Origin of the sequence: Microcoleus sp. FACHB-1515 (genome assembly GCF_014696105.1) — a bacterium.
GTDB lineage: Bacteria > Cyanobacteriota > Cyanobacteriia > Elainellales > Elainellaceae > JAAUTJ01.
Map to the genome: position 1 here is coordinate 97,772 of NZ_JACJPO010000008.1, position 10,446 is coordinate 108,217.

A 10,446-nucleotide genomic window follows, 5' to 3' on the forward strand; every position below is an offset into this window, starting at 1 on the left:
AATTGAAAGCTACCGGATGTCTTCTTTTCGCATCTGAAAAGAGTGGAGCGATCGTAATTTGCTATCTCCTATGACTTCTTTAGATTCACCAGAAATTATTGCGCTCTTACCCGCAGGCGGACAGGCAACTCGACTTGCCCCGTTGCCGTTAAGTAAGGAACTCTACCCGATCGGCTTTTCGGAGGGAAGACCAAAAGTCGTGGCGCATTATCTGCTAGAGAAAATGCAGCGATCGGGCGTTCACAAAGCTTTTTTTATTCTTAAACCGGGAAAGTGGGATATTCCCGCTTATTTTGGCGATGGGGCAGTGGTGAATCTGCCCATCGGATATTTAACCGTTCATGTGTCGCATGGTGTGCCGTATACGATCGATCAAGCCTACCCGTTTGTGCAAAATGCGATCGTCGTTTTGGGATTTCCTGATATTTTGTTTCAACCGGAAGATGCTTACGCCAAAATTCTCGATCGACTTGTCACCACGCAGGCCGATGTTGTGTTGGGACTATTTCCAACCGAGCAGTTTAATAAAGCAGGAATGGTCGAATTTGATTGCAGTGGACAAGTTCTGAAGATTATTGAAAAACCTCAGCAAACCGACTTGAAATACATGTGGGCGATCGCCGCTTGGAGTTCGCGCTTCACTGAATTTTTGCATGAGTATCTGCGCGAAACTGAACGGCAGTCCTCTAGCCGAGAACTGCCGATCGGAGATGTAATTCAGGCGGCGATCGATCGAGGTTTTGTCGTGCAGTCTGAAGTGTTTCCCGAAGGGTCATACCTCGACATCGGCACGCCCGAAGACCTAAAGCGAGCCATCCAGATGCTTACACGCTGACGGTCGCACCTGCTGCCGCAGTCGCCACGGCTCCGGCAGCAACAGCAGCAACGGTTCCTGCGGCCACCGCAGCGCTGGCCGCTACTGCCTCGGCAGCTTTGACTTTCGCTCGCCGTGCCGGACGCGGAGCCGAGAAGAATTCGTTGCACAACTCTTCAATCAGCATCAGGTAAAGGTCGCTAAGCTGTTCAGACACGCCATCCCAGCTAAATTCCCGCTGGACGCGATCGCGAGCCGCCGCACCCATTTGATCGCGCAGTTGAGAACTGCTGACAATTTGGGCGATCGCGCCCGCAAACGCCACTTCATCTTGTGGCGGCATCAGGAAACCTGTTTCACCGGAAACGACCGTGTACTGCAAGCCGCCGACATCACTGGCAACAACCGGAGTACCGCTTGCCATCGCTTCGATCGTCACCAAGCCAAACGGTTCGTAGTGGCTGGGCACAACGCTGACATCTGCCGCCGCATAGTAGGCGGGAAGCTGCGTGTGGTCAAGTCGTCCGGCGAAGATCGTTTTTTCGGCCAGTCCCAATTGATTCACGATGCCTTCAATGCGATCGCGCTCCAGTCCATCGCTTTGTCCGGGCGTGCTGCCGCCTGCAATAATCAGCTTCAAGTTCGGCACGTCGCGCAGTTTTTCATGGCCGACGGCTCTCACCAGAGTTTCAATGCCCTTGCGCGGATCGAAGCGACCGACATAAAGCACAATCTTGTCATCGGCTGAGAAGCCCAGTTCCTGACGAGCGGCAGCGCGATCGATTTTGCCAAAGTTTGAGGTGTCTGTGCCGCAGGGAATAATGTCCACGCTGCCCTGCGTCGAGATCAACGTCCGCATGTGTTCTTCTTCTTGTGGGCTGGTGGCAACAACGCGATCGACCGTTTCCAAACAGCGCTTTTCCGTCTCCAGGCGCGTTTTGGCAATCATGGGGATCGTGGAAACAGCTTGATATTTGACGGCTCCGATCGAGTGGTAGGTGTGCACCTGCTTGGTGAGTTGGCGCTTACAGATCTCTATGCCCACCCAGGACGAGAGCCAGTAGTTGGTGTGGACGATCGGGTAAATTGTGCGCTCGTCATGCTGAAAGCGCAAAAAGCGATCGACAAATTCCGGCAAATAGGGAAAGAGATCGTCGCGACCAATGTATTCCAGTGGACCAGCTTGGAGACGAATCGTGCGGCAGTTTGGCGCGTGCTGAACGATCGTCGGCTGATCAGCGGCGATTTGGCGTGTGAACATATCGACGCGCCAGCCCAATCGCGCCAAGGCTTCGCCCACCTGTCTGACATACACGTTTTGTCCGCCTGCCCCTTCTCCACCGATCTCAATGGCGGGGTCGCCATGTACAGAGATGAGTGCGATTCGTCCTCGGTTTGTGGAAAACATGGTTTGAAGTATTGATAAAACTTGTAGATGTCTTAACGTTTGTATAACACTATATGGTTTGTTAATCGATATTAATCGTTCTTTGGAATGAACTTATCAGCGAGCTAGAACGCCTGTGTATCTGCCTCTTGAGGATGAGCAGCCTTATCCTTCGGCTTCTCACTCTGGAGGGATTGAGATAGCAGATGTTTCTCGTATGATTTGTATTGTTAATAACAAATCAAGGCACTTTCATCGAGTGCTTTTGATGGAAACTACAGGAGGAAACTGATATGGGTCTCGACGATAAAGCCAAGAACGCTGCGAAAAACATTGAAGGCAAAGCTCAAGAAGCATATGGCAATGTGACGGGCGATCCGGAACACAAAGCCGAAGGCAAAGCCAAGCAGGGCGAAGCTGAAATTCGCAACGCTGGTGAAGATGTCAAAGATAAAATCAAGAAAGCGATCGACTAAGTTCGTTTTGTCACCAGCTAGCAGTTTTTGCTAGTTCAAAAGCAGGCCAAATGGCCTGCTTTTTGTGTTGTTTGAACTGGCATTGAACCAACATGATGCATCTGTAGGATCACGACAGGTCGCACCCATACCCAAAATTTGTACTGCTTGCGAGTTCGCTGAGTATTCTCTGCATCGATTCGTTTCGCAGAGCAAAGCGAATCGATGCAGTATAAAAAGATGAGCACGGTAAGGAGAATGCGATCGAGTTTGGGAATGCTAGCAGCATCGATTTCTCAAACCGCAATGCATCCGATCCCCCACAATCCTCCCCAAATCAGCACGATGCCCCGCCAGCAAACGGAAGCCAGCATCCTGCTTGACCTGCACAAGCTCGTCAGCGAAAAAAACCGCCTTCAGCAAGAGCTAATCACACTCGAAGCTCGCCAGGCCTTGATTCGCGATCGCCTGAACCAAATCGAAACCGATCGCGCCATTCTTGAAGAAAATCGCAGCGCTATTCGCACCCGATCGATCGCACCCGCACTCCCTAGCGCACTTTCAACTCCGTCCTCCTACGACATTACGTTTCTCGAATACTAGCCAACAGTCGATCGCGGCCTGCCGGAACGGACTTCGTGACACCCCATTTGCCGCATACTCATAGAAGATTGCAATCAGTGACAGCGGCATGGGCAAAAAACCGATTCCTGGTGAACAGCGCGTGATTCTACCAGACGTGAGCTGGCAGCAGTTTGAAATGCTGCTGCAAGAACTCGGCGACGATCGCACGAGCTATCTCACATTCGATCGCAAGCGGCTGGAATTGATGACGCCCACAGCCGAACACCAGCGCTGCAATCAACTGATTGAATCGCTGATTTTGCTGTTGGCCGATGAACTGAATGTCTCAGTCAGCGCAGAAGGTGCCGTTTTGCTCAAGCGGGCTGACCTGCTGTGCGCGACCGAACCCGATTCGAGCTACTATCTCGATCGCCCTGCCCCGCTCGATCGGCGCGTTGTAGATTTGATGCGCGATTTGCCGCCGGATCTGGTCGTCGAAGTTGCCATCACCAAAAGCGCGATTAACAAGCTGGCAATCTATGCCGCCTTAGAGATTTCTGAAGTGTGGCGCTATGTGACGCAGGCCGGAGAAGAAGCACTGCTCAAAGGCACGCTCACCTTCTATCAGCTTCAGGGCGATCGCTACGTGGAAACACCGAATAGCCAAGCCTTTCCAATGCTGACTACCGATCGTGTCGTGCAGTTTCTTGAACATAGCGATGCGATCGGGTTGCCCCAAGCACTGCGAACTTTGCGAGCTTGGGTACAGGAGGCATAGAGGGTTTGGACTTGCTGTAATCAGCATAAAGATAAAGTAAAGTGCCTGTAAATCTTGGAATGAATCTCGACAATTTCGCAATGCAATTCTGGAATTACTGTTAAGTTTCTAGAGTGACCAGCAGAAATCTGAATTGGACTAGACAGGATTCAACCTAGAAGTTAGCTTTGGGTGAAAAACAGGCATCAAGAAGTTTGCTTGGCTCAAACCGAGTATTACACTGCCTTTTTATAACCTTGTTCAACTCGCAACACATCAATCATGAGAATCTTAGTCACGGGCGGCGCAGGTTTCATCGGCTCCCATCTGATCGATCGCCTGATGGAAGCGGGGCACGAAGTTATCTGCCTCGACAACTTCTACACCGGAGACAGGCGCAACATCCTCAAGTGGCTAAACCATCCATATTTTGAACTGATTCGCCACGATATCACCGAGCCAATTCGTCTGGAAGTTCAGCAGATCTATCATCTGGCTTGTCCTGCTTCGCCCGTTCACTATCAGTACAATCCGGTCAAAACGATTAAGACCAACGTGATGGGCACGCTGAATATGCTTGGTCTTGCCAAGCGCGTCAAAGCTAGATTTCTGCTCGCTTCAACTTCAGAAGTCTATGGCGACCCGGAAGTGCATCCGCAGCCCGAAGAGTACAGAGGCAGCGTCAATCCGATCGGCATCCGAAGCTGCTACGACGAAGGCAAGCGCGTTGCTGAAACTTTAGCCTTTGACTATCACCGCCAAAACGATGTAGACATTCGCGTTGCCCGCATCTTCAACACCTACGGCCCCCGAATGCTCGAAAACGACGGGCGCGTCGTCAGCAATTTTGTTGTGCAAGCCTTGTGCGGTCAGCCGCTCACCATCTACGGTGAAGGCGCACAAACTCGCAGCTTTTGCTACGTCTCAGATCTGGTCGAAGGCTTGATGCGCTTGATGAACGGCGATTTCATCGGCCCTGTGAATTTGGGGAATCCCGACGAATACACGATCTTGCAGCTTGCCCAAGCCGTGCAGCAAATGGTCAATCCTGATGTGCCTTTGAAGTTTGAGCCGCTGCCGCAAGACGATCCGCGCCGCCGCAAACCCGACATCACCCGTGCCCAAACTCATCTGGGCTGGCAGCCGACCGTGCTGCTGCAAGATGGCCTTCAGCGCACGATCGACGATTTCCGTGCTCGCCTGGGTGATGCCCGCGCCGCACAGCCTGTTTTGTAACAGCCTGTTTGGCTTGTACAAGAAATATCGGGCGTCGGCTGCCTGCTGATACCCGATACTCAACACCTGACACTCCCCCCCTTTCCCTTATCCATCTGCACCCAAAAGGAGTTAACTTCATGCGTGTTTGTGTCATTGGTACTGGATACGTTGGTTTGGTGACGGGTGTGTGCTTAGCGCACATTGGTCATCAAGTCATTTGCGTAGACAACAATGAAGAAAAAGTCAAACTGATGCAGGCAGGGCAGTCGCCCATTTTTGAGCCTGGCCTGTCGGAACTGATGCAGAATGCGATTCAATCGCAAAGCATCGAATTTACGACCGACATCGCCAGAGGCGTTGAGCATGGTGAAATTCTGTTTATTGCAGTGGGAACGCCGCCCCTGCCGACGGGCGAAAGTGACACGCGCTATGTCGAGGCGGTCGCTCGCAGTATCGGTGCACATCTCAACGGCGGCTATAAGGTCATCGTGAATAAGTCCACTGTGCCGATCGGGTCGGGCGACTGGGTGCGGATGATCGTGCTCGATGGCATTGCGGAACGGCAAAAATCACTGATTCCTGCTGGTGGCGTCGATGTGCTGCCGGAAATTACGGCAGATTTTGATGTGGTGAGCAATCCGGAATTTCTGCGTGAAGGCTGCGCCATCTACGACACCTTCAACCCCGATCGCATCGTGTTGGGCAGCAGCAGCCCGCGAGCGATCGCACTGATGAAAGAGCTTTATGCGCCGATCGTCGCTCGCGAAGCTGCCGAAGACAAATCGCTGCCCACCGTTCCCGTTGTTGTGACCGACATCAGTTCGGCGGAAATGGTGAAATATGCCTCGAACGCTTTCTTGGCAACAAAAATCAGCTTTATCAACGAAGTGGCGAATATTTGCGATCGGGTTGGGGCAGACGTGACGCAGGTCGCCAAAGGCATTGGCCTCGATTCGCGCATCGGCAGTAAATTTCTGCAAGCTGGAATCGGCTGGGGCGGATCGTGCTTTCCCAAAGACGTTGCCGCGCTGATTCACACCGCCGATGACTACGGCTATGAAGCGCAACTGCTTAAAGCTGCTGTCAGCGTCAATCAGCGTCAGCGTTTGGTGACGGTGGAAAAGCTCCAGCAAGTTCTCAAAATCCTCAAGGGCAAAACGGTCGGCCTGCTTGGTCTCACCTTCAAGCCGGACACGGATGACATGCGCGATGCGCCCGCCCTTGACCTGATTGAGCAGTTGACCCGACTGGGCACCAAGGTCAAAGCGTTTGACCCGCTGGTTTCGCAGACCGGATTGCGGCATGGTCTCTCAAACGTCATCGTCGAAACCGATGCAGAGCGCTTGGCCGATGGTTGCGATGCGCTGGTTCTTGTCACCGACTGGAAGCAGTTCCGCACGCTCGACTATGCAAAGATGGCGGCGCTGATGACTCATCCCGTGATGATTGACGGTCGCAACTTCCTTGACCAAGAAGCCCTAGAGCAAGCAGGTTTCCGCTATTTGGGAATCGGTCGATAATTTAGTCGATCGCCCCGATTGACTTAAAAATCATCAGCCCGTGCTGTCTGTTAATCGACAATACGGGCTGATTTTTGATGAGAAAAAGTGACTGAATGAAGCTCAAAGAGTGCGCCAGTGTTTTTTGACTGCTTAAATCGCAAATCGACGAGCCAACAGGACGATCGCCAACAACCCTTCATCAATCATCAGATGGCTGATTGAATGAGCCGATTACTTCAGCCGTAATGTCTCTGCCGCCTTTGAAATTTACGATGAAAGTGCCGATCGTGTAAATTGGCCCCCAAGGAATACCCCACCAGCCCAAAAAGAAGGAAATCAGCGAGAACCGCAAGCCTTTGACGATCGCGCTTTCATTCGATTTGACAAAGTAAATGTCAGACGGACGCTTGAACGTCAAAATCAAAACGGAAATGCAGTATTGAAACAACACAAATTTTGCGCCCCGCTGTAGCTCGGCGTCGATCGCCTCTGGGGTCATGCCTTCAATGCCGCGAATCATCATCGCTTGCGCTCCTTCGCTATCTGTCCGATGGTCGATCGCTCCACCAATATAAGCGCGGCGGCAGAATCTCATCGAAATTTAGAGTTTTGTCACGTTTATCCGGATGTCATGTTTGTCCAGACAGCGAAATTCTTGTGTGCCGTACTTTGACCTATTTCGATATAGTTCTAATTAGATGAATGTCGAAGTAGTATGAGCGATCGAGAGTTTGAGATGTTGCTGAACTTTTTTAAAGCGCTGGCGAACGAAAGTCGGCTGAAGCTGGTCGGCATCTTGGCACAGCGCGAATGCAGCGTCGAGGAACTGGCGGCCTTGCTGCGGTTGAAAGAGCCGACCGTTTCGCATCATTTGAACAAGCTCAAAGCGCTAAATCTGGTGCAGATGCGATCGCAGGGCAACACGCACCTCTATCGCCTCGATCCAGAAGAACTACAACGGCTGAACCAGATGTTGCTGACTGCTGAGCAAGTTCTGACAGCGGAAGTGGACGGCACCGCTTGGGAAGAAAAAGTATTGCAAAGCTTTTTGGTTGATGGTCGCCTCAAGGAAATTCCTGCCAGTCGGAAAAAGCGCCTTGTCGTTCTGCAATGGCTGGTACGCAAGTTCGAGCCGGACAGGATTTATTCAGAGCGATCGCTCAACGAAATTTTGCAGCGCTATCATTCCGATTCGGCTACGCTGCGACGAGAATTCATCGGCTATCGGCTGATGGCACGCGATCGCGGTCAATATTGGCGGTTGCCTGAAAGCGAGTGGAAAGTCGAAGCGTCAGCCAAACGAGCAGCAGATTTGGACGCTTAAAGTTGGTGCGATCGCAGGGAAAAGCGGGCTTGGAGAAAACCTTCCAAAAAAGTTTCAGAAAGTCCTTGACAACCTGTAGCGCGTTTGTAGTATAACTGTAGTATCAAAGGAACACGGCAGGAGGCAACCCGATGAACCTCTGTTTCCTACATCCCATTCCAGCCCGTCGATTTTGGAAACCGCGCAGACCGAATCAGCCCATGCAGGACAAAAGGATTCGTTCAAGCGATCGCATCCAAGCCATTCGCAAGCTCGAACATCTCTATTTTCTGGAACGGCGCGGCTTGCTTTAGGCGATTGGCTGATTGCATTGACCGAGCGAGCGATCGCCACATGAACCTTGAAAACAAAATGCCATTTTTCAACTTGTCAAACAGTTGATCCATTCAGCTTTTTGACATTTTTGGGGCTGTAGCTCAGTTGGTCAAGAGCGCCTATCTGTCGAATAGGAAGTCGCCAGTTCAAATCTGGTCAGCCTCGCTTGAAATGAGGAACGAGGACTGAGTTTTTCATCCTTACCTCAATGTCCGAGTCACCAAGTGGGAAGGTATCAGTCTGCAAAACTGACAGCGTGGGTTCGATTCCCACCTCGGACTCCACTGTGTTGCAGCGTAGCTTAATGGACAAAGCGCCAAGCTCATACCTTGGTCATTGCGGGTTCAACTCCCGCCGCTGCGACCCAATCTCAGGATGCGGATTCAAATTCCAACCGTATCCGCACCAACTCGTTGCCCCAAAGCTCAAGTGGCAGAGCGGGCGGCTGTTAACCGCACGGTTGCAGGTTCGATCCCTGCTGGGGCAGTCATTTTCGATATTTCCGGCGGCTCTGCTCTAGCTAGCTAAGGGGCGATCGCCAAGCTGCTCCAACGAATCCTTAGCATTATGGCAAAAGACTTATGGCAAACTGAGCAAAGCCGCCCCTCCAGAGTTTGCCACCGATGGATTTTTGGACTGAAGTTCTCCAGTTTGCTGAAGCGACAACCGCGCAGGTCGGCCAGCAGCTTCTTGCCGATTTTGGCCGTGTCCAGGCAGCAGAAAAAGCGGATGGTAGCTTGGTCACACAGTCCGATCGCTGGGCAGATGAAGCAATTAGAACCGCGATCGCTGCTCAATTTCCCGATCACGGCGTTCTCACTGAAGAAGTCGAGCATATGTTGCCAAATGGTGATTGGTGCTGGGTGATCGACCCGCTGGACGGCACAACCAATTTTGCGAGAGGCTTGCCAATCTGGGGCATTTCGATCGGCCTGCTCTATCAGGGAACACCCGTCTTTGGCTACGTGCATTTGCCGCCGCTCAATCAATCCTTTTACGGCTACTGGTACGGCAGTAGCGGACTGACTGGCCCTACCGGAGCATTTCGCAATCACCAGCCCATTCACGTCAGCAGCGACAAACTGACTGCCAACCACTTTTTTAATCTTTGCGCCCGCAGCGTTTCGGCCTTGAAAAATCCGTTTCCCTGCAAAATTCGGATGCTGGGTGTTGCCACTTACAATTTGCTGACGGTGGCCGCAGGTGCAACGCTGGGCGCAGTGGAAGCAACCCCAAAAATCTGGGATATTGCCGCAGTTTGGGCGATCGCACAGGCTGCCGGAGCCATGTGGATGCCGCTGGAGCCTGAGCCAATATTTCCGCTACAAGCAGGAGAAAATTATCGCGATCGATCGTTTCCCACGCTGCTCGTCAGCCAGCCCGATTTGATTTTGGTCTTCCAACCGCTTGTTCAGTTTTTGAGTCGTTCTTGAAATTAGGGCGATCGATTGGGCTGAACAAATGCAGCGGGATCGATCGCGCAGTGAAGCGCTATAGAATTGCAGGGGCAAGACTGGCAAAACTACCATGAGCGAAACCGATACCATTTTTGGCAAAATCATTCGCCGCGAAATTCCCGCTGACATCGTGTACGAAGACGATCTGGCTCTGGCCTTTCGCGATGTCAATCCCCAAGCGCCTGTGCATCTGCTCGTGATCCCCAAGCAGCCGATCACCAAACTCTCAGATGCTCAACCCGAAGATCATCGAATTTTGGGGCACTTGTTGATGACAGCCAAGCGCGTCGCCGAGCAAGCAGGACTCACCAACGGCTATCGCGTCGTTATCAACACCGGGAACGATGGCGGACAAACGGTGTATCACCTGCATTTGCACATTCTCGGCGGGCGATCGATGCAGTGGCCTCCTGGCTAATTTCAGTGGCCGACAAAGTTTTTTGAAACAGGGTCTTTACAAATCTCAACAAATCCATTAATCTAAACACAAGGGCAAAGAAACTTGCCTGAATTCATACCAATCATTGTGACAACGGCTCTAATACCATGACAACCACCTTACAGCGGCGCGAAAGCGCCACGATGTGGGAGCGGTTCTGCCAGTGGGTGACCAGCACCGAGAACCGCCTGTACGTGGGCTGGTTCGGCGTGCT

12 protein-coding genes, 4 tRNA genes and 1 pseudogene are annotated in these 10,446 nt (G+C 52.1%); 15 read left to right on the forward strand and 2 right to left on the reverse strand.

Features of this window, described 5'->3' with window-relative positions:
* The first annotated feature begins 70 nt into the window (after positions 1-70).
* Positions 71-835 (forward strand): sugar phosphate nucleotidyltransferase, encoded by a 765-nt coding sequence (locus tag H6F67_RS00975; protein WP_190762415.1) that lies wholly within the window; start codon positions 71-73, stop codon positions 833-835.
* Here H6F67_RS00975 and H6F67_RS00980 read toward each other — a convergent pair.
* On the reverse strand, positions 825-2,222 hold the full coding sequence (locus tag H6F67_RS00980) for a glycosyltransferase (protein WP_190762416.1): 1,398 nt from the start codon (positions 2,220-2,222) through the stop codon (positions 825-827). The genes H6F67_RS00975 and H6F67_RS00980 overlap by 11 nt on opposite strands.
* Positions 2,223-2,494: 272 nt before the next feature.
* Here H6F67_RS00980 and H6F67_RS00985 point away from each other — a divergent pair, with 272 nt between their 5' ends.
* The 5 genes from H6F67_RS00985 (at position 2,495) to H6F67_RS01005 (ending at position 6,715) form a co-directional block, all read left to right on the forward strand.
* A complete protein-coding gene (locus tag H6F67_RS00985; RefSeq protein ID WP_190762418.1) occupies positions 2,495-2,677 on the forward strand; it encodes a CsbD family protein in 183 nt (60 codons plus the stop codon).
* A 219-nt stretch (positions 2,678-2,896) separates the two neighbouring features.
* Positions 2,897-3,259, forward strand: coding sequence for a hypothetical protein (locus H6F67_RS00990; RefSeq protein WP_190762420.1), 363 nt, complete (start codon positions 2,897-2,899; stop codon positions 3,257-3,259).
* A gap of 88 nt (positions 3,260-3,347) precedes the next feature.
* Positions 3,348-3,998, forward strand: coding sequence for a Uma2 family endonuclease (locus H6F67_RS00995; protein ID WP_190762422.1), 651 nt, complete (start codon positions 3,348-3,350; stop codon positions 3,996-3,998).
* Positions 3,999-4,259: 261 nt separating this feature from the next.
* Positions 4,260-5,213 carry a UDP-glucuronic acid decarboxylase family protein gene (locus tag H6F67_RS01000; protein WP_190762425.1) on the forward strand — a complete coding sequence of 318 codons (954 nt, stop codon included), beginning with the start codon at positions 4,260-4,262 and terminating at the stop codon, positions 5,211-5,213.
* A gap of 119 nt (positions 5,214-5,332) precedes the next feature.
* On the forward strand, positions 5,333-6,715 hold the full coding sequence (locus H6F67_RS01005; RefSeq protein ID WP_190762427.1) for a UDP-glucose/GDP-mannose dehydrogenase family protein: 1,383 nt from the start codon (positions 5,333-5,335) through the stop codon (positions 6,713-6,715).
* A gap of 181 nt (positions 6,716-6,896) precedes the next feature.
* Here H6F67_RS01005 and H6F67_RS01010 read toward each other — a convergent pair whose 3' ends face one another.
* Complete coding sequence (locus H6F67_RS01010; protein WP_199304176.1) at positions 6,897-7,292, reverse strand: hypothetical protein; 396 nt, start codon at positions 7,290-7,292, stop codon at positions 6,897-6,899.
* 141 nt (positions 7,293-7,433) lie between these two features.
* Here H6F67_RS01010 and H6F67_RS01015 point away from each other — a divergent pair, with 141 nt between their 5' ends.
* From H6F67_RS01015 to H6F67_RS01055, 9 genes and pseudogenes are all read left to right on the forward strand, one after another.
* Positions 7,434-8,021: a metalloregulator ArsR/SmtB family transcription factor gene (locus tag H6F67_RS01015; RefSeq protein ID WP_199304177.1), complete on the forward strand. Its 588-nt coding sequence runs from the start codon at positions 7,434-7,436 to the stop codon at positions 8,019-8,021.
* 131 nt (positions 8,022-8,152) lie between these two features.
* The gene (locus H6F67_RS01020; RefSeq protein ID WP_190762430.1) at positions 8,153-8,314 is read left to right on the forward strand and encodes a hypothetical protein; all 162 of its coding nucleotides are present in this window, start codon (positions 8,153-8,155) and stop codon (positions 8,312-8,314) included.
* Positions 8,315-8,426: 112 nt separating this feature from the next.
* Positions 8,427-8,501, forward strand: a tRNA-Asp gene (locus tag H6F67_RS01025).
* 45 nt (positions 8,502-8,546) lie between these two features.
* Positions 8,547-8,620: transfer RNA gene (locus tag H6F67_RS01030), tRNA-Cys, on the forward strand.
* 6 nt (positions 8,621-8,626) lie between these two features.
* Positions 8,627-8,699 (forward strand) — tRNA-Ile (locus tag H6F67_RS01035).
* A 51-nt stretch (positions 8,700-8,750) separates the two neighbouring features.
* Positions 8,751-8,823: transfer RNA gene (locus tag H6F67_RS01040), tRNA-Asn, on the forward strand.
* Between the two features lie 136 nt (positions 8,824-8,959).
* Positions 8,960-9,769 (forward strand): inositol monophosphatase family protein, encoded by an 810-nt coding sequence (locus H6F67_RS01045; protein ID WP_190762432.1) that lies wholly within the window; start codon positions 8,960-8,962, stop codon positions 9,767-9,769.
* A 94-nt stretch (positions 9,770-9,863) separates the two neighbouring features.
* A complete protein-coding gene (locus tag H6F67_RS01050; protein WP_190762434.1) occupies positions 9,864-10,211 on the forward strand; it encodes a histidine triad nucleotide-binding protein in 348 nt (115 codons plus the stop codon).
* Positions 10,212-10,339: 128 nt separating this feature from the next.
* Positions 10,340-10,446: pseudogene (locus tag H6F67_RS01055) on the forward strand (photosystem II q(b) protein); the annotation flags it as partial.

Coding starts and splice junctions, on each gene's coding strand:
- H6F67_RS01050 (WP_190762434.1), top strand. CDS start 9,864: ATGAGCGAAACCGATACCATTTTTGGCAAAATCATTCGCCGCGAAATT.
- H6F67_RS01010 (WP_199304176.1), bottom strand. CDS start 7,292: ATGAGATTCTGCCGCCGCGCTTATATTGGTGGAGCGATCGACCATCGG.
- H6F67_RS00985 (WP_190762418.1), top strand. CDS start 2,495: ATGGGTCTCGACGATAAAGCCAAGAACGCTGCGAAAAACATTGAAGGC.
- H6F67_RS01020 (WP_190762430.1), top strand. CDS start 8,153: ATGAACCTCTGTTTCCTACATCCCATTCCAGCCCGTCGATTTTGGAAA.
- H6F67_RS00980 (WP_190762416.1), bottom strand. CDS start 2,222: ATGTTTTCCACAAACCGAGGACGAATCGCACTCATCTCTGTACATGGC.
- H6F67_RS00995 (WP_190762422.1), top strand. CDS start 3,348: ATGGGCAAAAAACCGATTCCTGGTGAACAGCGCGTGATTCTACCAGAC.
- H6F67_RS00990 (WP_190762420.1), top strand. CDS start 2,897: ATGAGCACGGTAAGGAGAATGCGATCGAGTTTGGGAATGCTAGCAGCA.
- H6F67_RS00975 (WP_190762415.1), top strand. CDS start 71: ATGACTTCTTTAGATTCACCAGAAATTATTGCGCTCTTACCCGCAGGC.
- H6F67_RS01045 (WP_190762432.1), top strand. CDS start 8,960: ATGGATTTTTGGACTGAAGTTCTCCAGTTTGCTGAAGCGACAACCGCG.
- H6F67_RS01015 (WP_199304177.1), top strand. CDS start 7,434: ATGTTGCTGAACTTTTTTAAAGCGCTGGCGAACGAAAGTCGGCTGAAG.
- H6F67_RS01005 (WP_190762427.1), top strand. CDS start 5,333: ATGCGTGTTTGTGTCATTGGTACTGGATACGTTGGTTTGGTGACGGGT.
- H6F67_RS01000 (WP_190762425.1), top strand. CDS start 4,260: ATGAGAATCTTAGTCACGGGCGGCGCAGGTTTCATCGGCTCCCATCTG.